The organism is Thalassospira sp. A3_1 (assembly GCF_017744215.1).
GTDB lineage: Bacteria > Pseudomonadota > Alphaproteobacteria > Rhodospirillales > Thalassospiraceae > Thalassospira > Thalassospira lucentensis_A.
Genome location: NZ_JAGHQQ010000001.1, coordinates 1,155,387 through 1,179,814 on the forward strand (window position 1 = coordinate 1,155,387; position 24,428 = coordinate 1,179,814).

At 53.2% G+C, this 24,428-nt stretch carries 26 protein-coding genes; 8 read left to right on the top strand and 18 right to left on the bottom strand.

Annotated elements, in window-relative coordinates:
* Positions 1-309: 309 nt before the first annotated feature.
* Positions 310-1,335 carry a porin gene (locus tag J7395_RS05145; protein ID WP_062960392.1) on the bottom strand — a complete coding sequence of 342 codons (1,026 nt, stop codon included), beginning with the start codon at positions 1,333-1,335 and terminating at the stop codon, positions 310-312.
* 433 nt (positions 1,336-1,768) lie between these two features.
* Positions 1,769-2,767, bottom strand: coding sequence for a porin (locus J7395_RS05150; RefSeq protein WP_209220737.1), 999 nt, complete (start codon positions 2,765-2,767; stop codon positions 1,769-1,771).
* Positions 2,768-3,021: 254 nt separating this feature from the next.
* Between J7395_RS05150 and J7395_RS05155 the strand changes: the two genes are divergently transcribed.
* The 4 genes from J7395_RS05155 to holA are packed head-to-tail and all read left to right on the top strand — an operon-like array spanning position 3,022 to position 5,843.
* The gene (locus J7395_RS05155; protein WP_247741963.1) at positions 3,022-3,591 is read left to right on the top strand and encodes a DUF3576 domain-containing protein; all 570 of its coding nucleotides are present in this window, start codon (positions 3,022-3,024) and stop codon (positions 3,589-3,591) included.
* A gap of 32 nt (positions 3,592-3,623) precedes the next feature.
* The gene (locus tag J7395_RS05160; protein ID WP_209220738.1) at positions 3,624-4,292 is read left to right on the top strand and encodes a hypothetical protein; all 669 of its coding nucleotides are present in this window, start codon (positions 3,624-3,626) and stop codon (positions 4,290-4,292) included.
* Positions 4,289-4,798: a hypothetical protein gene (locus tag J7395_RS05165; protein ID WP_114109255.1), complete on the top strand. Its 510-nt coding sequence runs from the start codon at positions 4,289-4,291 to the stop codon at positions 4,796-4,798. Before J7395_RS05160 ends, J7395_RS05165 begins: the two co-directional genes overlap by 4 nt.
* Positions 4,799-4,811: 13 nt before the next feature.
* The gene (holA, locus tag J7395_RS05170; RefSeq protein WP_209220739.1) at positions 4,812-5,843 is read left to right on the top strand and encodes a DNA polymerase III subunit delta; all 1,032 of its coding nucleotides are present in this window, start codon (positions 4,812-4,814) and stop codon (positions 5,841-5,843) included.
* 89 nt (positions 5,844-5,932) lie between these two features.
* On the opposite strand, the gene J7395_RS05175 is transcribed toward holA, so the two are convergent.
* From J7395_RS05175 to J7395_RS05205, 7 genes are all read right to left on the bottom strand, one after another.
* Positions 5,933-7,177 (bottom strand): ParB/RepB/Spo0J family partition protein, encoded by a 1,245-nt coding sequence (locus tag J7395_RS05175; protein WP_209220740.1) that lies wholly within the window; start codon positions 7,175-7,177, stop codon positions 5,933-5,935.
* A complete protein-coding gene (locus J7395_RS05180; protein ID WP_062950071.1) occupies positions 7,174-7,998 on the bottom strand; it encodes a ParA family protein in 825 nt (274 codons plus the stop codon). The genes J7395_RS05175 and J7395_RS05180 overlap by 4 nt, the downstream gene beginning before the upstream one ends.
* Complete coding sequence (rsmG, locus tag J7395_RS05185) at positions 7,995-8,789, bottom strand: 16S rRNA (guanine(527)-N(7))-methyltransferase RsmG (protein ID WP_247741964.1); 795 nt, start codon at positions 8,787-8,789, stop codon at positions 7,995-7,997. Before rsmG ends, J7395_RS05180 begins: the two co-directional genes overlap by 4 nt.
* 50 nt (positions 8,790-8,839) lie before the next feature.
* Positions 8,840-10,738, bottom strand: a complete 1,899-nt coding sequence (gene mnmG / locus J7395_RS05190) for a tRNA uridine-5-carboxymethylaminomethyl(34) synthesis enzyme MnmG (RefSeq protein ID WP_209220741.1) — start codon at positions 10,736-10,738, stop codon at positions 8,840-8,842.
* A 145-nt stretch (positions 10,739-10,883) separates the two neighbouring features.
* Entirely contained in the window at positions 10,884-12,293 is a 1,410-nt protein-coding gene (gene mnmE, locus J7395_RS05195; protein WP_209220742.1) for a tRNA uridine-5-carboxymethylaminomethyl(34) synthesis GTPase MnmE, read from the bottom strand.
* A gap of 250 nt (positions 12,294-12,543) precedes the next feature.
* Positions 12,544-12,873: a (2Fe-2S) ferredoxin domain-containing protein gene (locus J7395_RS05200; RefSeq protein ID WP_209220743.1), complete on the bottom strand. Its 330-nt coding sequence runs from the start codon at positions 12,871-12,873 to the stop codon at positions 12,544-12,546.
* A 5-nt stretch (positions 12,874-12,878) separates the two neighbouring features.
* Positions 12,879-13,139 (bottom strand): DUF6489 family protein, encoded by a 261-nt coding sequence (locus J7395_RS05205; protein ID WP_062950063.1) that lies wholly within the window; start codon positions 13,137-13,139, stop codon positions 12,879-12,881.
* A gap of 287 nt (positions 13,140-13,426) precedes the next feature.
* Between J7395_RS05205 and J7395_RS05210 the strand changes: the two genes are divergently transcribed.
* The 3 genes from J7395_RS05210 to J7395_RS05220 all read left to right on the top strand — a co-directional run bounded on the left by J7395_RS05210 (position 13,427) and on the right by J7395_RS05220 (position 17,250).
* On the top strand, positions 13,427-15,478 hold the full coding sequence (locus J7395_RS05210; RefSeq protein ID WP_209220744.1) for a thioredoxin domain-containing protein: 2,052 nt from the start codon (positions 13,427-13,429) through the stop codon (positions 15,476-15,478).
* Positions 15,479-15,614: 136 nt separating this feature from the next.
* Complete coding sequence (locus tag J7395_RS05215; RefSeq protein WP_209220745.1) at positions 15,615-16,100, top strand: methylated-DNA--[protein]-cysteine S-methyltransferase; 486 nt, start codon at positions 15,615-15,617, stop codon at positions 16,098-16,100.
* 175 nt (positions 16,101-16,275) lie between these two features.
* Positions 16,276-17,250 (top strand): quinone oxidoreductase, encoded by a 975-nt coding sequence (locus J7395_RS05220; RefSeq protein ID WP_209220746.1) that lies wholly within the window; start codon positions 16,276-16,278, stop codon positions 17,248-17,250.
* Between the two features lie 68 nt (positions 17,251-17,318).
* Here J7395_RS05220 and J7395_RS05225 read toward each other — a convergent pair whose 3' ends face one another.
* On the bottom strand, positions 17,319-17,870 hold the full coding sequence (locus J7395_RS05225; protein WP_209220747.1) for an HD domain-containing protein: 552 nt from the start codon (positions 17,868-17,870) through the stop codon (positions 17,319-17,321).
* Between the two features lie 137 nt (positions 17,871-18,007).
* On the opposite strand from J7395_RS05225, the gene J7395_RS05230 reads away from it, so the two are divergent.
* Positions 18,008-18,310, top strand: a complete 303-nt coding sequence (locus tag J7395_RS05230; RefSeq protein WP_062950053.1) for a hypothetical protein — start codon at positions 18,008-18,010, stop codon at positions 18,308-18,310.
* Between the two features lie 14 nt (positions 18,311-18,324).
* Here the strand turns inward: J7395_RS05230 and J7395_RS05235 are convergent, their stop codons facing one another.
* The 8 genes from J7395_RS05235 to dnaQ all read right to left on the bottom strand — a co-directional run bounded on the left by J7395_RS05235 (position 18,325) and on the right by dnaQ (position 24,428).
* Positions 18,325-18,978: a LysE family translocator gene (locus J7395_RS05235; RefSeq protein WP_062960378.1), complete on the bottom strand. Its 654-nt coding sequence runs from the start codon at positions 18,976-18,978 to the stop codon at positions 18,325-18,327.
* A 103-nt stretch (positions 18,979-19,081) separates the two neighbouring features.
* Positions 19,082-19,657 carry a GNAT family protein gene (locus J7395_RS05240; protein ID WP_209220748.1) on the bottom strand — a complete coding sequence of 192 codons (576 nt, stop codon included), beginning with the start codon at positions 19,655-19,657 and terminating at the stop codon, positions 19,082-19,084.
* A gap of 215 nt (positions 19,658-19,872) precedes the next feature.
* Positions 19,873-21,135, bottom strand: coding sequence for a transcription termination factor Rho (gene rho / locus J7395_RS05245; protein ID WP_007088512.1), 1,263 nt, complete (start codon positions 21,133-21,135; stop codon positions 19,873-19,875).
* Between the two features lie 335 nt (positions 21,136-21,470).
* Positions 21,471-21,830, bottom strand: coding sequence for a helix-turn-helix domain-containing protein (locus J7395_RS05250; protein WP_062950047.1), 360 nt, complete (start codon positions 21,828-21,830; stop codon positions 21,471-21,473).
* Positions 21,827-22,474 (bottom strand): Smr/MutS family protein, encoded by a 648-nt coding sequence (locus tag J7395_RS05255; protein WP_209220749.1) that lies wholly within the window; start codon positions 22,472-22,474, stop codon positions 21,827-21,829. Before J7395_RS05255 ends, J7395_RS05250 begins: the two co-directional genes overlap by 4 nt.
* On the bottom strand, positions 22,452-22,709 hold the full coding sequence (locus J7395_RS05260; protein ID WP_348541208.1) for an LUD domain-containing protein: 258 nt from the start codon (positions 22,707-22,709) through the stop codon (positions 22,452-22,454). Before J7395_RS05260 ends, J7395_RS05255 begins: the two co-directional genes overlap by 23 nt.
* 8 nt (positions 22,710-22,717) lie before the next feature.
* Positions 22,718-23,800, bottom strand: coding sequence for a transporter substrate-binding domain-containing protein (locus J7395_RS05265; RefSeq protein WP_247742039.1), 1,083 nt, complete (start codon positions 23,798-23,800; stop codon positions 22,718-22,720).
* Positions 23,724-24,428, bottom strand: a complete 705-nt coding sequence (gene dnaQ / locus J7395_RS05270) for a DNA polymerase III subunit epsilon (RefSeq protein ID WP_209220750.1) — start codon at positions 24,426-24,428, stop codon at positions 23,724-23,726. The genes J7395_RS05265 and dnaQ overlap by 77 nt, the downstream gene beginning before the upstream one ends.

The following is a 24,428-nucleotide window of genomic DNA, read 5'->3' on the forward strand; positions in this document are numbered from 1 at the left end:
CTTGCAAAACTTCGACACATAAAATATATGATCAATAGTCATTTAAATCCCAAACCTGAAGCAACAGTCTCGAAAATGCGGCTGCCACACTCAGCCAAAGGTGACAATCGCGCAGGCATACCCTCATGCCTGCGCGAACTTTTATCCGGACACAAATTTCTAGCCGCCCAAAGAAATCCCAGAATGTTATTTGAAATCAGGCAAGAAAGCCAAAAAAATCTCGTACTTTCAATAAGCTAACGGGATCTCCAGAACAAAAAAGAAGGGGACGGTAAACCGCCCCCTTCCAGTTGTGCCAGTCCAAATGGATTAGAAGTCGAGACGAATACCTGTAACTACACCGTAGCCGTCATTATCACCGTCGAGGTCGGTTACACCGGTATTGGTGCTGTCAGCACTCTGGTCGAACCAGTAAACAGAAGATTTCCAGGTTACGCCTGCGCCAAGAGCATAGGCAAGACCGAGATCAACAGCACTGATGTCGCCTTCGCCGTCAACTTCTTCATAACCATAGGTCAAGGAGACAGTTGCTGCATCCAGAGCATAGGAAACACCGATGTCATACGCATCAAGTTCGCGACCATCAGACAGACCGTAATCGTCTTCGGTGTGACCATACGAACCACCAACGGTGAAGTTGCCGAAGCCAACATTCACACCGGCACCGTACCATGCGCCATCACCCGACTCTTCACCGGTTGCAGACAGACCAAGTGACCAGCCATCAAAGTCATTCAGGTATTCAAGACCACCCGAAACGATGTTGTCACCCGAACCAGACTGGTTGTCATAGCCGTTTGCACCGTTACGGTTGCTGTCGTCAGCAAAGGACACACCGGCGCGGAAACCGCTGATCGACGGGGTGTAGTAGGTCAGACGGTTCTGATCGCCGCTCGAACGAACGGTGTCGATCAGATACGCATTGACCCAGTTGGACATGTCGCCATCGTTGACGCCAACCGGACCAACGGACGGTGCGGTGATGCCCATATCGTCTGCTGCACTGTCGTCTTTACCAAGTTTGACCTGACCGAAGCCACCATTGATATACAGGTACTGTTCATCAACCTGGTCACCAGAGGTCTCGCCTTCGAGTTCTACAGTCGCACCAACTTCGATGCCGTTATCAAGGGTGGTCGAACCTTTGAAGTGGATTTCGGTGTCGGACTGGAATGCGTTTGTGCGACCGCCAGCAGCAGTATTGTCTTCGTCAGCGAAGCCAGCCCACTGCTCCATGTAACCGCCGACCGACAGTTTGATTTTTTCGGAAGCATTTGCCTGACCGGCAAAAGCGACAGCGACGAGCGCGGTAGAAGCAACAAGAATCTTTTTCATCTTACCCTCTTGATGATTTGTAGCCGATCGGTAACACCGCAGACCACACATCGCGGCGACCGATCACTGAAAGAGAGTAAAACGGATATAATGACTTATGGTCAATTGATTTAAATGACCATAAACCAGTTATACGGTTAAGTGTGATAATTAAGTCACTAATTTTGGCATATTTTTGCCATTATTCCTGACCGAACGTCGGTAATATAAATAAGTCAGCCGAACATCTGATAAAAATTTAAAATTAATAATATACATGACCAAAATTCATTAAAATGGCCTGCTCCTGTCGAGGAGCTTGATTGATTGTCTAAGGGCTCGTGTTCGATAACGCCGCCAACAAACGCCCACCGAAAAAACCACACATATCCGCAGACAAAAAAGAAGGGGATGGAAAACCATCCCCTTCTCGCTTTAGCTAATCCTGAATGGATTAGAAGTCGAGGCGAATACCGGTAACAACGCCGTAACCGTCGTTGTCTACGGTATCTTCTTCGTCGAACCAGAAGACCGACGATTTCCAAGCAACGCCAGCACCAAGGGTGTATGCAAAGCCAAGGTCAACAGCCTGAACTTCATTGTCGCCGGTTTCTTCATAACCATAGGTCAGGGAAACAGCAGCAGCATCCATTGCGTAGGAAACACCGATGTCGAAGGCTTCGGTGTCATCAGCACGCGGAGCTGCGCCATTGGCCTGGTTGTAGTCGTCTTCGGTCAGACCGTAAGAACCACCAACGGTGAAGTTGCCGAAGCCAACATTTACGCCTGCGCCATACCAGTTGCCTTCGTTGTTGTTTTCGCCTTCAGCCGAGAGGCCGAGCGAGAAACCATCGAAGTCACCTTTGTATTCGAGGCCAACAGAAACAACGTTTTCACCGTTATTGGCTTTTTCGTTGTCGTTGGTTGAAGTATCCTGATCGGCATAGGAAATGCCTGCACGGAAACCACCAAGAACCGGTGAATAGTAGGTAACGCGTTTCTGGTCACCGCTCGACGGAACAGTATCGATCAGCTCGACATTTGCCCAGTTAGACATGTCGCCATCGTTAACACCAACCGGGCCAACTGCCGGTGCCGTAACGCCCATCGCGTCAGCTGCACTGTCGTTCTTGCCCATTTCAACGCGACCGAAGCCGCCGTTAACGAACATATACTGTTCATCAACCTGGTCGGTTGAGGTCTCACCTTCAAGCTCGATTACGGCACCGATTTCAATGCCGTTATCAAGGGTGGTCGAACCACGGAAATAAACTTCGGTATCGGACTGGAATGCGTTGTAACGACCACCAGAAACGGTGTTGTCTTCATCAGCAAAGCCAGCCCACTGTTCCATGTAACCGCCAACGGCGAGTTTGATTTTCTCGGAAGCCGAAGCCTGGCCTGCGAAAGCAACAGCGACGATTGCGCTGGAAGCAAACAGAATCTTTTTCATCTTTTCCCTCAACGTCTTTGCAAGTGCGGAAAACCGCCTAACAAAAATAGGTGAACGACTTTTCCGCCGTTCGGTTCGTGGTGAATGGAGCCAGCAAAAGAGCGTCCCGTCAACAACACTGTGATCCAAAAGCGACATTTACGCAGGAAAGTTGCAAATTTAGCACACATGTTTTTGTTTGCTGAAAGCCATGTCGGCCCTATAGTGCGGGCACGTATATATGTCGTCTTCTATTCAAGGAACGGACCGTGCGATTGTCTCTCGTAAAACTATTAGCCTCAACGATGATCTGTATGTTCGTGGCAGCCTGTGCTGGCTCCCAATCAGATTATGACAGTTATCCCGGATCTGCCCCCGGCGACAAACGTGTAGGGACAACAGGACGCTCACAAACACTTGCCGACCAGAAAAGAGAAGGTACGCTTTTTGGACCGGACGGCTTCAGCTTCCTCGGCGAGGACAATAATCAACAGCAAGGCGGCGGCACTGGTATTGGCGTCAACAGCTTCCTTTGGCGCGCGTCGCTTGATACACTGTCCTTTATGCCACTCAACTCGGCCGATCCATTTGGCGGTGTAATCATTACCGACTGGTACAGCCCGCCGGAAACACCAAACGAGCGTTTCAAGATTACAGGCTATATCCTTGGTACTGCCCTTCGCTCTGACGCAATCAAGGTATCTGTCTTCCGGCAGGTCCGTGTTGGGACAGATCAGTGGACCGATGCAGTGGTTGAACCTGGCACCGTGACCGCAATGGAAGATTCGATACTGACTCGTGCACGCCAGTTGCGCATCGACAGCGCTACGGCACAGTCTCAGTAAGCATCATATTCAGATAATCGCCGGGCAAAAGCATGACCGACACACCTTTATATGTGTCACAAAATTACAACCCCCATTCGCTTACTCGTGAATGGGGGTTTGTGTTGGCTGACATTTGTCCGGCATTCGCTTTTCAAAGTGGCGATTTAAGCACCGCTCGCCTTGATATTGCGAAGAACATACAGGCCAGTCTCCCGAAGCCTACAGCGAACCTTCCGCACCATGCAGGCATAGTATCAACCGACACCATAGATAATGATCCGGCATCGCTGCACCAACAGGTGGGTAGCGATATTATCTGCCTGACGCTGCTTGCCGATGTCCCGTTTGATCACCCGCTTCATATTACCCAAAGCAGCCTGATTGGCCATTGGCGCTGGCTACGTCAGGTATGGACGTATTTGAGCACCCAAAAGGTATCTGAGGCATCAAGGTTAGAATCACCTGAATTGCAGAGAAGCCCGAAGAACGACGTGACCGATGAAATAACCAGAGGCCGCTTTAATACTGCGATTGCAGCCTTGCGCTCCGAGTTCAAAAGCTTACGGTTTTCGCAAGATGCATCTTGGGATCTCGATTCCAGACTTTCTTTCATCCGGAACCTAACTCTGTTTTGCCCTTTGATCGGAACGGAACTATTGTACCGTCTTGGTTATGAACCTTACGGCACAAACCATCACGCAAAAGACAGCGAGGAATGACGTTGCGCTCTCTGATATCGATTATTGCCCTGCTTGCCCTCACCGGCCTCACAGCCTGTGGTTTCCGCCCGCTATATGCCGAGGATAAGGGTGGTGACAGCACGGCCGCCGATATGGCCAAGGTCAAAATATCAATGATGGAAGACCGGATCGGTCAACTGACACGTAGCGTTTTGGTCGAAACATTAACTCCGCGCGGTCAGACGTCCCGCCCTGAATATTCCCTCGATATTGGCTTAAGTGAAGCAGTCTCCGAGTTGGGCTATACCAAGGACAACGAAGCGACCATCGCGGACTATATCTTGAGTGCCAATTATCGGCTTTCTCGTATTTCTGATTCCAAAGTCCTCCGTACGGGTACGCTGCGCGCACGCACCACTTACAACCTCGTCGAGTCCGACTTTGCCTCTCTGGAAGCCGAATCCGCCGCGCGGTCTGACGCCGCCCGCAACCTTGCCCGTCAACTAGCCAACCAAGTCGCAGTCGGCCTGCGCAGCGGGCGTTAGGTAACATTTCGTTATGAAGCTCAAGGCAGCACAGGTTGAAAATTTCCTTCGCGCTCCCAATGCCAAGGCACAACTCATCCTGATCTATGGTGAGGATGAAGGGCTTGTACGCGAACGTGCAGTCAGGCTTGCCAAAACCGTGGTCGAAGACCTTAAGGACCCGTTTCGCGTTGTTGAGCTTGGTACTGCCCAGCTTAAGGAAGACGCGAGTCGTCTGCGCGATGAAGCAGCCGCTATGAGTTTCGGCGGCGGACGTCGTGTCATCCGCATCCGCGACATTGGCGAGGCACAGGCTCCTGTGATTGCCGATTTCCTTGCCGATCCGGCTGGTGATGCCCTGATCGTGATAGAAGCTGGAAGCCTTCCGTCCAAATCAAAGTTGCGTCAGGCGGTTGAAAAAGCGGGCAATGGCATGGCACTACCCTGCTATGCGGATAGCAGTAGGGATATCGAGACCCTCATTAATTCCGTAATGGAAGATCACAAGCTGCGTATTGACCGCGATGCTATTCGGTATCTGGTCGGAAATCTTGGCTCCGATCGTATGATTTCCCGAAGCGAGCTTGAAAAGCTGGCTCTTTACGCCCTGAAAGAAGGTCAGATCACATTGGCCGACGCCATGGCCTGTGTGGGCGATAGTTCTGCCCGCCACTATGATGATGTTGTCCAGGCCGTATCACAGGGCAATGTCACAAACCTTGATAGCGCCCTGACCCGGCTGGTAGAAGAAGGCCTAAATCCGGTTGGCGCGCTTCGCATGATGATCGGCTATTTCCAGAAACTGCATCTGGTCAAAGGCCAGATGGCACAGGGCACCAATGCCGAACAGGCAATGAAATCGCTACGCCCACCCCTGTTTTTCAAAGCTGCAGATCAGTTTCGCGCCAATTTGAACAATTGGGCTCTTAACAATCTGCAGCGCGCCCTGCAAATCCTGCTCGAAGCAGAAAAGGACTGCAAAAGCGGTCTCGCCATCCCGGAAACCATCGCACACCGCGCCATGATCAAGGTCGCCGTCGCCCGTCAAAAACAGGGCAGACGTTAACAATCCCAAATATTTTGCAAAGGAAAACGGCCTCGGCGATGGAGTGGCAAAGGGCAGTTTAACGTGAACGAAAGATCGATAAAACCTGGTCAGCTTCCTCGCGTTTGCGCTTTCTTTTCTGCCAGACGATGATTTTGCACAATTTCCGCATCCGACAAAGTCTCAAGCGCCTCTTCACCGACTTCGTCTTGTTCGATTGGCATGTCACCTTCCAGCTCATCGGAAAACGCACTTTCGGCGTCCTCATCCACGTCAAACACTATGTCGGTTGCATCGGCAATCGATTCGAGCTCGTCGGTAAGAAGATCACCATCGCTATCGTTTTCATCATCGATGAACATCGAGTCGAATTCGTTGTCACCTTCACTCTGTGGAACGAGCGGATCATCATCATCGGAGCTTTGCGCCGTTTCGCCTAACCGTCCCTGACTAAGCCGTTTCAGAATATCGTCAAGCTGCTCCAGCGTTTCATACCGGACAGAGATTTTACCCCCCGCCCCGTCAAAATCGATATTTACCGCTAACCCCAACATATTGCTAAGATCGCGCTCCAAAGCCACTGTATCTGGATCTTTTTCGATCCCACGTGTCGATGAAGACTTCTTCTGGCGTGCAGTTTTACCACCATCAGTCTTCACCAGTTTTTCGGTCTGGCGAACGTTCAGGCCCTTCCTGACGATATGGGTCGCCAGCTCAACCGCATTATCCGCCCCCAAAAGCGCACGTGCATGACCTGGGCTTAACACCCGATCCGACAACATCTGTTTGATCGGTGCTGGCAGGGTCAACAAACGCAGGCTGTTGGCAATGTGACTACGGCTTTTGCCAAGCGCTTGGGCCAGTGCTTCCTGAGTATGCGAGAAATCGCTCATCAGGCGGCTATACCCCTCGGATTCCTCAAGCGGCGACAGATCCTGCCGTTGCAGGTTTTCGATCAGAGCAATCTCGGCGGTTTCCCGGTCGTCAAAATCACGCACCAGAACCGGTACTTCGTGCAATTGTGCCCGCTGTGCCGCGCGCCAGCGCCGTTCGCCAGCAATGATTTCGTATGTTGTTTCGCCCGTAGAGGATGCACGCACCAAAATGGGCTGAATAATGCCTTTCTGGCGGATTGATGCCGCCAAATCGTCAATCGCCTCATCATCGAAATTGCTACGAGGCTGGAATGGTGACGGTTTCAGGTCGGTGATAGCAATCAGCTGTGTAGTACCACCTGGGCCGGGATGAGCTGTATTCTCGTTGCCACCGGCAACCGCTGCGCCGACATCCTCGTCTTCCTCGCCCAGCAGGGCCGAAAGTCCACGTCCCAAACCGCGCTTCTTTGCCTCGCTCATGCCTTCACCCCTTCGCGTTTCAGAACTTCGCTTGCCAGATTAAGATATGCCCGTGACCCCGGACATTTCATGTCATAAACCAGCACCGGCGTTCCATGGCTCGGCGCCTCGGACACACGAACATTGCGTGGGATCACCGTGCGGTAAACGACATCACCGAAATAATCGCGCACGTCATTGGCAACCTGTGCCGACAGATTATTGCGCTTGTCATACATCGTCAAAACGATGCCCTGGATTTCGAGCGCCGGATTAAACGCCTTTTTCACCCGCTTGATGGTGCGCACGAGGTGACTGATTCCTTCAAGGGCAAAGAATTCGCACTGCAACGGCACCAATACCGCATCACTCGCCACCAGCGCATTCAATGTCAGCAACCCAAGCGATGGCGGACAATCAATCAGCACGTAATCAACATCATGCGGTAAGCGACCCAGCGATTCCTTAAGCTGCATTTCGCGGCGGTCAAAATCGACAAGCTCAATCTCCGCGCCTGACAGATCCATACCCGAAGGCACGATACTCAACCGCGGAATGGCGGTCGGCTTGCGCGCCTCTTCAAGAGTATTACCATTGATCAATACGTCATAGGAACTGATCTGCCGTTCCGATGGACGCAGGCCCAAACCGGTGCTGGCATTGCCTTGCGGATCAAGATCGACGATCAGAACCCGCTGGTTTACCGCCGCCAGTGCGGTCGCCAAATTGATCGTGGTCGTGGTCTTGCCGACTCCGCCCTTCTGATTGGCAACGGCAATGATCCGCGGCCGGTGACCGGCCTCGGAAGAGATTGAAAGCGGCAGATCAATAACGTCGGTCACCGGTCAACTCCTTGCAAAATCATCACCACGCCTTCGGGATCAACCAGACTGGCATGGGTGGTTACAGTGAATGTCCAACCGGCCGCACGTGCTTCAGCCAGTTCATCCTCAAAGGCACGTCCCTTCAGCAATACATAATACCCGTCCGGTTTCAGATGACGCTGACCAAGTTCCAGAAGCCTTGGCAGTGGCGCAAACGCACGGGCCGTAATAACGTCCGCTTCACGTGGTGCAGCGGTTTCGATCCGTTCGCGGGCAATCTTTGTCTGCTCCAGCACACCACAAACCCGCGCCGCTTCCAGCAAAAACACGGTTTTTTTGGTGTTTGATTCCATTAAAGTCACGTCATTTGCGCCCAAGATAGCCAAAACGATGCCCGGGAACCCTGCCCCGGAGCCGAAATCAACGATCTTCCCGCTTCTAGCTACTTCATTCAGATATGGCCAAAGCTGCGCTGAGTCCTGCAAATGGCGCGGCCAAACGTCTTCCGCTGTGCTGGCACCAACGATATTGATCCTCGGCTGCCATTTGACAACGAGATCAGCATAAAGGCTGAGTCGATCCAATGTTTCACGTGAAACATTCAAATCGGTCTCAAACCATGTTTTTACGGGTTCTGAAATGGATTGCATACTCGAGTTATAATCCGCGTTAACGAATCGCACCAGACTTGATTTTTCTAACAAACACTTTTTCCCGCGTCGAAAACGGAAAACTTTGGCAAAAGAAAGAAAATGTTTCACGTGAAACATTTCACCGGCTTCAACAGACAATAAAAAAGCAGCACACATATATGTGTGCTGCCCCAACCTTATGACTAACCCAATTGTCTGATAGAGTCTCAGGCGCTACGAACAATCTTGTGTTTGTGGCTTTTGATATGACCAAGCAAAGCGGTCACTGCCGCCGGAGTCACACCCGGAATACGTGATGCCGCACCGATGGTTTCAGGCTGAATTTCTTTGAGCTTCAACCGGATTTCCGCTGACAGGCTACCAACGCTGTCGAAGTCAAGATCGCGCGGCAGGCGCAATTCCTCGTCCCGACGGAAGGCCGCAACATCGGCCGACTGTCGTTCGAGGTAACCTTTATACTGAGCATCAATTGACACCTGGTCGCGGATTTCCGGAGTAATTTCCGAAAGCTGCGGCCAGACACGAGTCAGCGTATCGAAATCAATGTCCGGATAGGCCAGCAGATCATACGCAGAGCGCCGCACCCCATCCTGATTGATCTTGATATCGTGCTTGGCGAGACCATTCGGCGTCTCCGTCAGATCAGAAACCGTCCGCTTGGCCGCCTCAAGGGCAAGCTTCTTGTCACCCCAAACTTGCGCGCGGTGCGAGGCAACGCAACCGATTTCAAGACCGCGACCAGTCAGACGCTGATCAGCATTATCAGCACGCAGCATCAGGCGATACTCAGCGCGCGACGTAAACATCCGATAGGGCTCACGCGTACCGAGCGTCACCAGATCGTCGATCATCACACCGATATAGGCATCGGCGCGATCCAGAACAAACTCACGATCAACCGCCCCTGCAGTACTGCCCGCAACCAACGCCGCGTTGACACCGGCAACAAGTCCCTGCCCGGCAGCTTCTTCATAACCTGTCGTGCCATTGATCTGCCCGGCGAAGAACAGCGCACCGACTTTCTTGGTTTCCAGCGTATGGCGCAGCTCGCGCGGATCAACGAAATCATATTCGACGGCATAGCCAGGGCGGAAAATCTCGACCTTCTCAAGCCCCGGAATAGTGGCGAGCATCGCAAGCTGAACTTCCTCAGGCAATGAGGTCGAAATACCGTTCGGATAAACCGTCGGATCATCAAGCCCTTCCGGCTCCAGGAAAATCTGGTGCTGATTCTTTTCGGCGAAACGCACGACCTTGTCTTCAATGGACGGGCAATAACGCGGGCCGCTGCTCTTGATCTGGCCGCTATACATCGGTGCTCGATGCAGGTTCGCGCGAATAATTTCGTGCGTCGCCTCGGTCGTCCAGGTCATGTGACACGGGATTTGCGGCACGGTGATTTCGCTGGTCAGGAATGAAAATGGATCTGGCGGATTATCCCCCGGCTGTTCCTGCAGGCTCGCCCAATCAATGGTGCGGCCATCAAGCCGTGCCGGAGTGCCGGTTTTCAGGCGCCCCAAACGGAAGCCGAATTTTTCCAGCGTCTCCGAAAGACCAAGAGCCGGCGCATCGCCGATGCGGCCCGCCGGTGTGGTTCTTTCGCCAATATGAATAAGACCGCGCAGAAACGTGCCCGTTGTCAGAACCACCGCCCCGGCGTCATATTCGCGTCCATTTTCGGTGATGACACCGGTCACACGGTTGTCCTCGCCTTCGGCAATTTTAAGGTCGTGAACCGCACCTTCGATGATCGTCAGGTTTTCCTGATGAGCCAGAATGTCCTGCACGGCTTCGCGATATAGCTTGCGATCTGCCTGTGCCCGCGGGCCACGCACAGCCGGCCCCTTGGACCGGTTAAGCATCCGGAACTGGATACCGGCCCGGTCAATCGCCCGCCCCATCACACCGTCAAGCGCGTCGACCTCCCGGACCATATGGCCCTTGCCCAACCCGCCAATTGCCGGGTTGCACGACATTTCGCCAATGCGATCGGCGCGATGTGTGAACAGTGCCGTTTTCGCGCCCATACGCGCAGCCGCTGCCGCGGCCTCGCACCCGGCATGACCACCACCAACAACAATCACATCAAAACGGTTATCCGACATCGAATTCCTCGTTGAATTCCTTGATCGCGCAAAGCTGTAATATCAGGCCAAAGCCATACAGCTTGCGCGTCTTGTTCAGGTCTTAATTCACAATCACGCGCCATCGACAGTGCCAATGTTTCACGTGAAACAATTTTTGATAATCTTATTTGCCAATACAGAAGTCGCCGAAGATAATATCAAGCAGGTCTTCCACATCGACGCGTCCGGTGATCTTGCCGATTTCACGCACGGCGAGGCGAATATCCTCGGCCGCCAGTTCGGCAATATCAGTCTGCAATCCGCGATCCAGATGATCACTGGCACGTTCAAGTGCCTGGCGGTGCCGCAGCCGTGTCAGGGGTACCGGTCCCGCAAAATCGAGCCCCTCTTTTACGCGAGTCTCCAGCAGTTGCAAGAGGCTTTCCATCCCCTGCCCGGTCATGGCCGATATGGGCAAAACGGGAAGCTCAAGCTGATCACCACCTAGCGATTGCCCGGACCAGACCGTCGGAACATCCCCCGCGTCCGCCCCGTCAACCTTGTTGACCAACAGGATCGTATTCCCATCAATTAGGCGCGCTGCCTCTGCATCAATGCGCGGCCAATCGCCCCGATCCACGACAACAAGACGCAGATCGGCATCCTCTGCCCGCGCCGTTGCACGCCGAACCCCTTCGGTTTCGATAACATCGCCGCTTTCTCGAAGGCCAGCGGTATCCACCATGGTGACCGGGAAACCACCAAGGTCAAGATGGACCTCGATCATATCGCGGGTGGTTCCGGCAATCTCGGATACGATAGCCGCTTCGCGCCGTGCCAGCCGGTTCAGAAGGCTCGATTTCCCTGCATTGGGCGCACCGAGAATGACGATCTGGAACCCTTCACGCAGCCGTTCACCGCGGCGATTATCAGCCAGATGCTTGATCATTTCGCCATAAACAGATGCAAGATCACCGCGCACCACCGGTACAATACCACCGGGTAAATCCTCGTCAGGGAAATCGATATCGGCCTCAATATAGGCCAATGACTTCATCAAACGCGCGCGCCAGTCTTCGTAAAGCGCGCCCAACTCGCCCGCCATCTGCCGCACGGCCTGCCTACGCTGGGCGGCGGTTTCGGCGTCAATCAGATCGGCAATGCCTTCGGCCGCAGTCAGATCCATCTTGCCGTTTTCAAAGGCACGTCTGGTATACTCGCCCGGCTCGGCAATGCGCAGACCGGGCTGTGCGGCCAGACATTCCAGAACACCATCAATTACCGCACGCCCGCCATGGGTATGAAGCTCGACAACATCCTCCCCGGTAAAGCTAGCCGGTCCAGCGAAATAGATCGCCACCGCATCGTCAAGCCGTTCGTCCGTTTTCGGATCACAGATCGGCGCATAGATCGCATGGCGCGCCTTTGGCAGGTTATCGCGCCCCAGAAGCGCACAGAGCGTCGGCCCCGCCATTGGCCCGGATAACCGGATTACCGCCACCCCGGCCCGCCCCGCGCCGCTGGAAAGGGCAAAGATGGTATCTGTCTGGCCCCCTTGGATCGGGGTTCCAATGTGGGTCACGTTAATCGTCATCCGTCCTGCCTAATCCGTCCGCCATCCAAAGGAAAATGCTGTTGGCTGTCCATATCGGTCAGCATCCCGCACAGGTCAACATATAGCTGCAATTGCAAACAGGGCTTTAAGGCCACAAAAGAATATCAAAGCGGTATATCCACCCCTTCCGGCCCCGGTTTCCGAAAAACACAAAACGGCCCCTGCTGGAGCCGTTTGGAGTCATCATTCTATTGAAGAGGTAGTGAGTATTTACGCCCGCCTGCCAGAGTTATTGATCCGGGCTTAGCCGCAGCCGTTCAACCACCTTCCCACCGACGAGATGATCGTTGAGGATGGCATCGACATCCTCCATTGTCTCGTAACGATACCAGGTCCCTTCGGGATAAATCACCATCACCGGGCCCAATTCACAGCGATCAAGGCACCCGGCGGTATTAATCCGGGTCATCGGCAAACCAAGTTCTTTGGCGCGGGTTTTCATGTAATTGCGAAGCTTTGTCGCGCCTTTGGTATTGCAGCATCCGCGTTCGTGTCCCACGGGACGCTCGTTCTGGCACACGAAAACATGCGCCTGATAAAAATGTGCCTCGGTGGTCAAGCTGATCAGTCCTTGGTGTTCTTGCCAGTGCTGTTGCCGGCAGCGTTAAACTGGCTCCAGAAGGCTTTCTGGAGCTGTTCCCAGTTCTGCATGCCTTGCGGCAGCCACGTATTGAGCATGGTTTCGGGATCCATCGCCGCAAGATTGGCTTTCATACGGTCCTCGATATCTTTCATTAAGGCCTGCTGCATGGGCTGCACATCAGGCAGACCAAAAAAGGTGCGCAGTTCTTCCGGTGTGCAATCGATATCCACGGAAACTTTCATCGCCCTGATCTCCTCGGTTTGATTTTATGGTTTTTGTTACACCCATTATGGACGCCCCTGCGTTGCTTTCTCAATCACTATCGTCCCCCGTTCCGCTCCAATCGGTTAAAATCCGATAAAATCGCAATATTTTGCCATTCCCATCCATTTGGCCCTCTTGCCTTTCCATTCAGGGTCTTTACCCTTACATCTATAAAAGATGAGAAATGGGAACGCCACCCTTCCCGCAAACCATAAAAAGCTCGCCACCCACATAGTAAAACCGGACGGGCACAGGACACGATGCCATGAAACTCGCACAGAATAATCTCGGTTCGGAAACCAGCCCCTATCTTTTGCAGCACCGCGACAATCCGGTGCATTGGCAACCGTGGAGTTCAGAAGTTCTGGCCGCCGCCAAGGCAGCAAACAAACCGGTTCTTCTGTCGGTCGGTTATGCGGCATGTCACTGGTGCCATGTCATGGCGCATGAAAGTTTCGAGGATGATGGCATCGCAGCCCTGATGAATGAGTTGTTCGTCAATATCAAGCTCGACCGCGAAGAACGCCCCGACCTTGATAGCGTCTATCAAAATGCCCTGGCCTCGCTAGGCCAGCAGGGCGGATGGCCATTGACCATGTTCCTGACGGCGGACGCCGAACCCTTCTGGGGGGGGACCTATTTCCCCAAGGAAGCACGCTATGGCCGCCCGGGATTTGGCGATGTTTTAAAATCGGTAGCAGAAATCTATGCCGAACAACCCGAAAATATCCGCCATAACGTCACGCAAATCGGTCAGGCCCTGGTTAAAATGAATAGCGGTGCCACCGGCTCGGTGCCATCGCTTGCAATGATCGATCAGTGCGGGCATGGCTGTTTGCAGATTATGGACGGGGAAAATGGCGGCACCAATGGCGCACCGAAATTCCCACAACCAAACCTTCTGGCCTTTATTTGGCGTATGGGTGTTCGCACCAATAATACGGAGCTTAAACGCATTGTCCGCCATAGTCTTGATCGCATGTGTCAGGGCGGTATCTATGACCATGTCGGCGGCGGTTTTGCCCGCTACGCCGTGGATGACCGATGGCTGGTACCGCATTTTGAAAAGATGCTGTATGACAATGCGCAGCTGATTGATCTTTTGTGCGATGTCTGGCGTGAAACCGGTAATTCGCTTTATGAAGCCCGCATTTCCGAAACCATCGACTGGATCCTGCGCGATATGCGAGTCCCCGGCGGAGCCTTTGCCGCCAGCCTTGATGCCGACAGCGAGGGTGTAGAAGGCAAGTTCTATGTCTGGGACGAAGCCGAAATTAACGCCATTCTTGGCAATGATGCCGCCCTGTTCAAGGATATCTATGACGTCAGTCCCTCGGGAAACTGGGAACATAAAAATATCCTGAACCGCACGCAATCGGGCCTTGGCCTTGCGGACCGGACGACGGAAAAGAAACTTTCAGAAATACGGACAAAGCTTTTGGCAGTGCGCAACAAGCGCATCTGGCCGGGTTGGGATGACAAGGCACTGACCGACTGGAACGCAATGACCATCGCCGCCCTGGCCGAGGCAGCGATGGTATTCAAACGCGCAGACTGGCTTGATTACGCCAAACTTGCCTATAATTTCGTGATCAATAGCCTGATGACCGGCGATCAGAATGACCGTCGCTTTCTGCACAGTTATCGCAATGGCAAGGCACAACATGCCGGGATGCTTGAAGATTACGCCCATATGATCCGGGCAGCACTTCGGCTGTACGAATGCTTTGGCGAAGATGCATATCTTCGCGAAGCCACCGAGTGGTGCGAAACGGTCGAAATCCTGTTTGCCGATGCCATGGGCGGTTATTTCCAATCGGCCTCGGATGCCGACGATCTGGTGGTTCGGCAGAAACCACATATGGATAATGCTGTTCCGGCTGGCAATTCGGTAATGGCGCAAAATCTGGCCCGGCTTTATGCGCTGACCGGCGATACCAGATATCGCGACCGAGCGGAAGTCACCATTGCCGCCTTTTCGGGGCGATTAAACGAACAATTCCCCAATATGCCGGGACTGCTTCTGGCAGCCGAAATGCTACAAAACCCACTTCAAATCGTACTGGTCGCGAAGGAACGCAGCCAGATTTATCTGGAAATGCGCCACGCAATCTTTGCCGCCTATCTGCCGAACCGGGCGATTACCATCCTTGCCGATACCGATGCCCTGCCCGATCTTCACCCGGCCAAGGGCAAAACCGCGATCGATGGCCATGAAACCGCCTATGTCTGTCAGGGACCTGTCTGTTCTACGCCGGTAACCAATGCCCCGGACCTTGCCAAACTGCTTGCCGATCTACCGACCAGCGCGGCATAAAGAACCGGTGATGTGGCGCCTGTCCATTTCCGATGTTTCACGTGAAACATCGGATGGATGAGACCTACCCCGCCCGCCTTACGCCCCGCTATCTCTATTTTACCTTTTGCCCCGCACGAACCGCAGGATTTCGCCAATGCCCCAGATTTCGATGAACAGCCCGGTCGGGGCGATTACGGTTTTCGAGTTTGACGACAAAATTGTCGCGGTCGACTGGGGCTTTGTCGAGGATATGGAACCAAGTCCCGTCCTGAACGAAGCGAAGGCGCAGCTTAACGCCTATTTCACCGGTAAGCTCGATACCTTTGACCTGCCGCTGGCCCCTGATGGCACCGATTTCCACAAGGCCGTATGGGAGGCGATGTGCAAAATCCCGCTGGGCAAAACCGCGACCTATAAGGATCTGGCGATTGCAGCCGGGGCGCCAACGGCCTATCAGGCTGTTGGTACGGCCTGCGGGCTTAATCCAATCCCCATAATCATTCCATGCCACCGTGTTCTGGCGAGCGGCGGCAAACCGGGCGGTTATTCCGGCGATGGCGGACTTGAAACCAAACGCGCGCTTTTGAAAATAGAAGGCATTGATCTGGTTATCCCAAGCGATCAGGGCAATCTGTTCTGAACAAAGCAGCTATCAGCCAATTTTGTCTGGCATTCCATCAGATGAAATACCGTCTTTTAACACCCGTCGGAACGGGCAAAACCAAACCTGCCGGATAGCAAAATGCCGTTTTCTGACATAGACTTGGTCCATTGATCAGACAAGCGCCAAAATGGCGCATTAACGGGAGGTCTCCATGACCAAAGCTTTCCGATTTTATGAAACCGGCGGCAGCGATGTCCTGCGTTTTGAAGATGTCGAGGTTGGTGCACCAGGTACCGGTGAAGTTCGCCTCCGACAGGAAGCCATCGGACTGAACTATATCGATATCTATTTCCGTTCCGGGGTTTATCCGGCCCCGTCCCTCCCATCGGGCCTGGGGCTTGAAGGGTCGGGCGTGATCGAGGCGGTTGGTGACGGCGTAACCGACCTTGTAGTTGGTGATCGGGTTGCCTATGCCGCACAGCCGCTTGGCGCCTATGCCGAGGCACGTGTAATGCCGGCCAAGGGTTTGGTTAAAATCCCCGACGGAATCAGCTTTGATCTTGCAGCCGCCGCCATGTTGCAGGGCATGACGGCACAATATCTGCTGCGCCGAACCTATCACGTCAAAAAAGGCGATACGATCCTCATCCATGCGGCAGCAGGCGGGGTTGGCCAGATTGTCTGTCAGTGGGCCAAACATCTGGGTGCCACCGTGATCGGCACCGTCGGATCGAAGGAAAAGGCCGAGATCGCCAAATCCAAGGGCTGCGATTATCCAATCCTCTATCGGGAGGAGAAGGTATCCGAGCGTGTCAAAGAGATCACCAACGGCCAAGGCGTTGAAGTTGTTTATGATTCCGTCGGTAAGGATACTTTTGACGACTCGCTGGATTGCCTGAAACGTCTTGGCATGATGGTCAGTTTCGGCCAGTCATCAGGCGCCGTCCCTCCCGTCCCGCTTAAAGCTCTCGCACCCGGAGCCTATTTCCTGACCCGTCCGAGCGTCTTTCAGTATACCGCCACTCGCGAAGAGCTTCTGGCAACCGCGAACGAGCTATTTGACGTGCTGAAATCCGGTGTGGTGAAGATCGACATAGGTGCGACCTATGCCTTGGCGGACGCCAAACAGGCCCATGACGATCTTGAAGGCCGCAAAACCACCGGCTCGGTGATTTTGAAGCCATAAGACAGAATGCCATTGAAAACATGGATTCCCGCCCTCGCGGGAATGACCGTTTGCAACCAGAGGTAGCGTTAAACCCCTACCTCTTCTTCTTCGGTGTGCCAGGCGCGGACATCACGTGCGATGGCATCGAAACGATCCGACAGACTAGGACTAGCAATGCGGCAAGGTGCAATTACGGCCTCGGCCCAATCGACATAGCGCAGGATCTGTTCACGGTCCCAGCCGACCGGCGTATCGGTCAGCATCGCGCCGACATTGGCGACCTTATCCGCCAGACGGACCAGTTTTGCGCCGTCGCTGAGATGCGGAGCGGTTTCGATCTGGCGGGCTTTACGGTCATCGCGTGGCAGGGCTTTGTCGTCACTGACCTCAAGCACGATATCGGCAATCATTTCATTGAAACAGGCGGCAATTTCATCGCGGGTCGCACCGCAATCCTCAATCACGTCATGCAGAACCGCGGCACACAGCACATATTCGTCCGTGCCCGGTTCGCATTCGACGATTAGGCGCGAAACCTCAATCGGATGATTGATATAGGGTTCATTAGCCGGGCCCTTGCGGCGTTGGTCACGATGCGCTCGGGCGGCAAAATCGACGGATTTCAGTAAAAGCTGCATCAGCCTTGAAAACGTAGTGGAAGAACAGCACCAGAGTCACATGTGATTGCGGCCACTGCAAGCATTGATGGCTATCGACATCGAAAATCTGCGCCTTACATACAGGAAAGAGCCAAAATCAAGGAGGCGAGAGAGACATGCCCGGGGAAATGAACCTTAAGCTGATCCTGCAAAATACCGGCACCGAACCCCTGCATCTGACCAGTCTGGCACCGCAAACCGGCTGGAAATCCGCCCCACCCCATCATCTGGCTGCCAATAGCCAATCCGATTGCGAAATCGTTGCGGCTGACGAACTCACCATCACCCTGCGATACGGGATGCATCATATCGGGCTTCATCTTGGCAATGGAAAGCTTCAGGTCGAACCAGGTGACAGCAAACTGATCCGGCAGAAGCTTGACGGTCACATTGCCGAATTGACATTGGCTTTAGCTTAGGGAAAGCAATCAGCTTAACTACGCAGATCGCGCATGCCATCAATCAAAATCTTGCTGCCGATTACGCCGAATACTGCGCCAAAAATCCCGTCAACAACGCGGAAAAACCGCTGGTAGGCCCGAACGGCAACACCAGTGGAAAATAGCAGAGCATAGATACCGTAAATAACCATTGCCGAACACGACGCAAGTACCCCGATAACGATTAATGCAGGATGCGTGCCCTGGGCAGAGGCCAGAAACATCGAAACCGCCACCCACATCAATGCAGCCTTGGGATTGGTCAGAACAACGAGTAAGCCGGTGCGATAGGCAGTGAAACCAATCTTTGACGCGGGGCTATACAGATTATCGCGCGCGCTACCAACCGAACCAGAACCTTTCAAGCAAGACCACAACGATTTCAGCGCGAGATAAAGGAAATATCCCCCGCCCACCAGCTTCATCGCCGTCAGGCTTTGAGGAAAAGCATCAATGACCGCGCCAATGCCAAAGGAAAACAGCACCGACCATATGAAAACGCCGGTGGCAACTCCCACAGCACTCAGCAATCCGGGCTGCCGCCCGCCGGAAAGTGCAGCTGATGATACTGCCATCATGTTTGGCCCCGGCGATATCTGTGCCAAGGCAATCCCGACCATCACCGTCCCGAGTTCCATCATATACATGACGCCAAAGTCCTTTGCTGTTGATAGGAAACCCTATCACCGCGCAAAAGGAATTTTCAAACGCCAATGTTTGACATGAAACATTCCACGAGGAAGTAGCCGATCAAGCCCGGTTGCGGCTGCGTGACTGCCATTCGGCGGCCAGAACCGCATAGATATATTCATCACCCCAGACACCGTTGAAACGATCATTTTCGATCAGATGCGCCTCGCATCGCAGGCCAAGCCGTTCAACAATGCCGACCGATCCGATATTTTCGGTGTCAAGGCGAGCAAAAATTCGGTGAAACCCGAAATGATTGAAACCAAGATCAATCATCGCCGATACGGCCTCGGTCGCATAGCCGTGGCCTGAAAAATCCGGATTGAAGATATAACCGACTTCAGCCTGAAGGGCTGCAATGCTGGCAAGTTTCAAAAGAACCTCTCCTAGGAGGGTATCATCGTCCCGGTTAATTACCGCCAAACGAAATACATCGCCTTCAGCATCAAAGGGCGCGGTCAGCACGATGGAAAACTGTTCTGTCAGCGCATTTGCCGCTGGAGGTGCAGCGTAAAGATAGCGATAGACCGATGGCTGGGAATGATAGGCAGCATATTGGTCAAAATCGGACGCCATGAAGGGGCGAAGCGACAGGCGATTTGTCTGAATCGGTGTAGAGGGAAACGTAATTTTCATTGCAAAACAATATGTTATTTATGCTTTGCGCTATGTAGGTAGGTGCTAGTCCCGCTTCAAGCGAAGTAGATCACAGTGGTTTGGCACGCCTACACAATGGACCCGCTTGTAGCAGACGCAGACTGCTTTACCGAAGCGAGCCAGAACCAAACAAAAACCCCCGGCAGATTGCCGGGGGTTTTCAATGATAGTTCGATTACAGGATCGAACGGCGATTAACCATTCATTGAATCGAAGAAATCGTCATTGTTCTTCGTCGATTTGAGTTTGCCAAGCAGGAATTCCATCGCGTCCTGCGGACCCATCGGGTTGAGAATACGGCGCAGAACCCACATTTTGGAAAGCGCGCTTTTCTCGACCAGCAATTCTTCCTTACGGGTACCCGATTTAAGGATATCGATCGCCGGGAAGATACGCTTGTCAGACAGTTTACGATCCAGAATAAGCTCAGAGTTACCGGTCCCTTTGAATTCTTCAAAGATGACCTCGTCCATGCGCGAGCCGGTATCGATCAGCGCGGTTGCGATAATGGTCAGCGAGCCGCCTTCTTCAATGTTACGTGCGGCACCGAAGAAGCGTTTCGGACGCTGCAGGGCGTTGGCATCGACACCACCGGTCAGAACCTTGCCAGAGCTCGGAACAACGGTGTTGTAAGCGCGTGCAAGGCGGGTGATCGAGTCCAGCAAGATGACGACATCATGCTTGTGCTCGACCAAGCGTTTTGCCTTTTCCAGAACCATTTCAGTAACCTGGACATGACGCTGTGCCGGTTCGTCAAAGGTCGAACTGATGACCTCACCTTTCACCGAACGATCCATGTCGGTCACTTCTTCCGGACGTTCATCGATCAGAAGAACGATCAGATAGGCTTCCGGATGGTTTTCCTCAATCGCATGCGCAATGTTTTGCAGCATCACGGTTTTACCGGTGCGCGGCGGCGCGACGATCAGGGCACGCTGACCTTTGCCCAAAGGCGATACAAGTTCGATCACACGGTTGGTGATGTCCTTGTTGCCTTCCTGATCGAGGTGACGCTCCATCTTGAGCGGCTCGTCCGGGTAAAGCGGGGTCAGGTTATCGAAATTGATGCGATGGCGGACTTTTTCGGGCGCATCAAAGTTGACTTTGTCGACCTTGAGCAGCGCGAAATAACGCTCACCTTCCTTGGGCGAACGAATCTGGCCTTCAACCGTGTCACCCGTGCGCAGACCAAAGCGGCGCACCTGGCTTGGCGAGACATAGATATCGTCCGGACCGGCAAGGTAGTTTGCCTCGGGACTGCGCAGGAAGCCGAAGCCGTCCGGCAGAACCTCCAACACGCCTTCGCCGAAAATAGCATGATCGTTTTCAGCCAGCTGTTTGAGAATTGCAAACATCAATTCCTGTTTACGGAGCGTGCTGGCGTTTTCGATTTCGAGTTCCTCGGACAGGGCAAGAAGCTCCGTCGGGGATTTCTTTTTGAGTTCCTGAAGATGCATATGTGCGTTTAATGATCTTGTGATTGCCGGGAAGGGCGATGATTGAAGGAGGAGGTGTAAAGAAAGGAATGCGGTTGACGGTCAGGCAGATCATAGTTTCTGCGGACCGGTCGTAACCTTGTAGTTGTGAAGCAGGCAGGACTGTTTCATGTTTCAGGTGTGAAACACCACAGATTGATAACTCCGATTGAACCAATAGTCAAACCGTGTTTCACGCCATTAAGGCAATATCACCTGTACCTGTTGCAGAACTGCCATCCCTACGCCGTCTACCCGGCTCCAAGCGGCGAAAGATATCCTTCAACCAACCGGCGAACCGATCATGTGCATTCTGCTCAACCGACCCGTTCGCTGATGATAGCCAGCATTCGGGCAAGCTGATCATCGCTTAAACCGGCAATCCGTTCCGACAAAAGATTGGCCAGTTCGGTTGCCTCCGGTTCAAGCCCCGCTGTATCGACTGTTACCTTCGGATGGGAAAGCTGTGCCAGACGTTTGATTTCGTCAACTTCATCCCAGACGAGATTGAAATAACCGCAGATTTGCTGCACCAGACCAGGGCTTGGCCGACCGCGATGCCCGTGTTCAAGGGCAGAAAGATAAGCCGGCGAAAGCTGCAAGGCGTTTGCCATATCTGTCAGGGTGACATTGTGCCGCGCCCGTAATTCGCGAATACGATTGCCAAAGGGTGTCACGGGCGTCTCCGTTTCAGCAGAACATAAAAAGCGCCCGATCCGCCGTGCTGGATACGGGCTTCGCTGATGGCAAGAATGCGGGTACGCAGGCGTGGCGCGCTAAGCCATTGCGGGGTGCGTTGTCGTAAAAGACCGGTGCGGCCATATTCGTCGGCGCGCGATCCCTTACCGGTGATCACCAGAACGCAACGTTTTCCGGCTCGCCAGCTATCTTCAATAAACGCGTTAAGCGCATGATGGGCTACATCCTGGGTCATACCGTGCAGATCAATACGACCATCAATTGACATCTGGCCTTTCTGGAATTTTTTGGCCGTCGATTTATCGATATTGTCGGTAACACCCGGTTCAAGTTCGACCAAGGCGCGGTTTTTGATCTGCGGTCCGTGATCAGCATTACGCGCGGACGGCAGGTTTCGCGCGGCCCGGACTTCTTCAGCCTTGTTGATTTCACCCTGCAGATCGTCAGGAAGCGGCATCGCCGTATCGCTTTTGGGATGATCGTTGTCCAGCTCGAACACGGTTTCACTGCCCTTTCGCTGTTTGGAACGCAAGGGTTTGACATCACGCGTGAAGATTTCCCAAAGTGCTTTTTCTTCGTCGCTAACGGAGCGCCGTCTTTTATGGGTTTTCTTTTGTGTCATCCACCAGAACGATATGCAAACGGCGCGGTCCGTGCGCACCCAGCTGTATCGTCTGTTCGATATCGCCTGTTCGCGACGGGCCCGTCACCCAAAGGAATGTTCGCGGCATATTGCCGTTTCCTTCCCGTTCGCGCAACCGCGGCCATACTTCTTCATAAGTTCCAACGATATCGCTGGCTTTCGATACCGCAATATGCGGTATCGGGAAGCGTATAAGGCATATCCGCGTCTTCACAAACTGTGTCAGTCATCTCGCCCGAAAAGATCAAGACAGGCGACACCGTTATTATCGAGATTCAACATTGCCCGCAAAAAGGCACTGTCGGTATCCGAAGATAGGCCATGTTTTTCGCGTAATTCGATGAATTGACCACTTTTCTTATTCTTATCAAGGGAATTTTGTAGGGTTTCTACTTCATCAATCGGAGCAGCGTTGCTGATCGCCATATAGAGGAAACAACTGCGATAGGGCAAAACGCCGTCAATGTCGCGTTGCTGTGCGCTGGGATCAACAATGTCGCGATAGTGTCGCAATACAGAACCACCAATCGCAATCAGATCAACTCGGTCGGCCTGCAGCATCGGCAATAGAAGGTCTTCACGCGGCACCATAACAAGCTGCTGTGCCCCGCGTCGACGCAAATAGGGTTCGCGAGCAGATCCCAGCAAAACCCCAATCCGGGCCGAAGCAAGGATTTCCTCGAACGGCATGTTTTGCCATTTCGCATCCGCGTAACCATACAGGTTCCAGATCGTGCGGCTGATCGGGCCAACCCATTTAAAGCTGTCCTCGCGGTCAGCCGTGCGAGTTGTCGGATAGATAACATGCCGGGCTCCCTGCATTGCCTGTTCCATGACGCGTTTCCAAGGCGCCTGCTCGGCAATGACATAAGGCAGATCGGCATCCTGAAAGACCGAGACGACAAGATCATCGAAATAACCAGGTTCGGGACGAATAGGATCACCACCACCTTCTGACCGGTGGATGGTATAAGCAAGTTTCCCATTGATAAAACTGTCTGTTGTCTGCGGCTGAACCGGAATTTCGGGTTCGGCGGGCAGGTATTGCGCTCGAACATCCCGTACCGCAAATGCCAACACCAGCAGAGCAATCACCGAACAGCCGATAATGTCCGACCCTTTAAAAACCGACCGGCCCAAGAACAGACGTTGAAAAAGTGACGAGAGGATTTGGCGAAGAGAGCTAAATTTCGAAAAAGCGGCATATCGGAAAAACATGCCGGTCACATCAAACTTCTTCGCGCTTGAGCCAGATGGCAGCAGAGAACTTTTTCTCAATATAGGTCTGGTGCGCCACAAGCTCATCTTCACTGAGAATATGTGGTCTTGGTTCCAGATAGTTTTCTTTTGGCCCCACAATACGCGGCGTATCAATGACAACCTTTTTAGTAACCTTGGAATCAAGCGAAAGGCCGTGCTGCCGACCACCCAGCAGTTCAAGATAAACCAATGCAAGAAGGTCGGAATCGAGTAGCGCCCCGTGCAAAGTACGGTTCGAGTTATCAATTTTGAAGCGGCGGCATAGCGCATCAAGACTGACCGGGGATCCGGGGAATTTTTTGCGCGCCATCTGCACGGTATCAATAGCGCGGTCCATCGCTATTTTCGGCTTGCTCAACCATTCAAGTTCCGCATTCAAGAATTTCATATCGAACGCGGCATTATGGATCACGAGATGTGAATCATCACCGATAAATTCGAGAAAATCGTCAACCACCTCGGCAAAGACCGGCTGGTCTTTGAGGAAATCGTCGCCAAGGCCGTGGACATCGAATGCCTCTTTGGGCATTGGGCGCTGCGGATTGATATATTGATGATATTGCCGCCCGGTCGGCATGTGATTGAAAAGCTCGATACACCCGATTTCCACAAGGCGATGGTCAGCGTAGGGATCAAGGCCTGTGGTTTCCGTATCAAGGACAATTTCACGCAT

Excerpts from the sequence above, each read along its gene's own strand:
- J7395_RS05145 (WP_062960392.1), bottom strand. The coding sequence starts at position 1,335 with ATGAAAAAGATTCTTGTTGCTTCTACCGCGCTCGTCGCTGTCGCTTTT.
- J7395_RS05150 (WP_209220737.1), bottom strand. The coding sequence starts at position 2,767 with ATGAAAAAGATTCTGTTTGCTTCCAGCGCAATCGTCGCTGTTGCTTTC.
- J7395_RS05160 (WP_209220738.1), top strand. The coding sequence starts at position 3,624 with ATGACCGACACACCTTTATATGTGTCACAAAATTACAACCCCCATTCG.
- J7395_RS05165 (WP_114109255.1), top strand. The coding sequence starts at position 4,289 with ATGACGTTGCGCTCTCTGATATCGATTATTGCCCTGCTTGCCCTCACC.
- holA (WP_209220739.1), top strand. The coding sequence starts at position 4,812 with ATGAAGCTCAAGGCAGCACAGGTTGAAAATTTCCTTCGCGCTCCCAAT.
- J7395_RS05175 (WP_209220740.1), bottom strand. The coding sequence starts at position 7,177 with ATGAGCGAGGCAAAGAAGCGCGGTTTGGGACGTGGACTTTCGGCCCTG.
- rsmG (WP_247741964.1), bottom strand. The coding sequence starts at position 8,789 with ATGTGTGCTGCTTTTTTATTGTCTGTTGAAGCCGGTGAAATGTTTCAC.
- mnmG (WP_209220741.1), bottom strand. The coding sequence starts at position 10,738 with ATGTCGGATAACCGTTTTGATGTGATTGTTGTTGGTGGTGGTCATGCC.
- mnmE (WP_209220742.1), bottom strand. The coding sequence starts at position 12,293 with ATGACGATTAACGTGACCCACATTGGAACCCCGATCCAAGGGGGCCAG.
- J7395_RS05205 (WP_062950063.1), bottom strand. The coding sequence starts at position 13,139 with ATGAAAGTTTCCGTGGATATCGATTGCACACCGGAAGAACTGCGCACC.
- J7395_RS05210 (WP_209220744.1), top strand. The coding sequence starts at position 13,427 with ATGAAACTCGCACAGAATAATCTCGGTTCGGAAACCAGCCCCTATCTT.
- J7395_RS05215 (WP_209220745.1), top strand. The coding sequence starts at position 15,615 with ATGCCCCAGATTTCGATGAACAGCCCGGTCGGGGCGATTACGGTTTTC.
- J7395_RS05220 (WP_209220746.1), top strand. The coding sequence starts at position 16,276 with ATGACCAAAGCTTTCCGATTTTATGAAACCGGCGGCAGCGATGTCCTG.
- J7395_RS05225 (WP_209220747.1), bottom strand. The coding sequence starts at position 17,870 with ATGCAGCTTTTACTGAAATCCGTCGATTTTGCCGCCCGAGCGCATCGT.
- J7395_RS05230 (WP_062950053.1), top strand. The coding sequence starts at position 18,008 with ATGCCCGGGGAAATGAACCTTAAGCTGATCCTGCAAAATACCGGCACC.
- J7395_RS05235 (WP_062960378.1), bottom strand. The coding sequence starts at position 18,978 with ATGTATATGATGGAACTCGGGACGGTGATGGTCGGGATTGCCTTGGCA.
- J7395_RS05240 (WP_209220748.1), bottom strand. The coding sequence starts at position 19,657 with ATGAAAATTACGTTTCCCTCTACACCGATTCAGACAAATCGCCTGTCG.
- rho (WP_007088512.1), bottom strand. The coding sequence starts at position 21,135 with ATGCATCTTCAGGAACTCAAAAAGAAATCCCCGACGGAGCTTCTTGCC.
- J7395_RS05255 (WP_209220749.1), bottom strand. The coding sequence starts at position 22,474 with ATGACACAAAAGAAAACCCATAAAAGACGGCGCTCCGTTAGCGACGAA.
- J7395_RS05265 (WP_247742039.1), bottom strand. The coding sequence starts at position 23,800 with ATGAGCTTGTGGCGCACCAGACCTATATTGAGAAAAAGTTCTCTGCTG.
- dnaQ (WP_209220750.1), bottom strand. The coding sequence starts at position 24,428 with ATGCGTGAAATTGTCCTTGATACGGAAACCACAGGCCTTGATCCCTAC.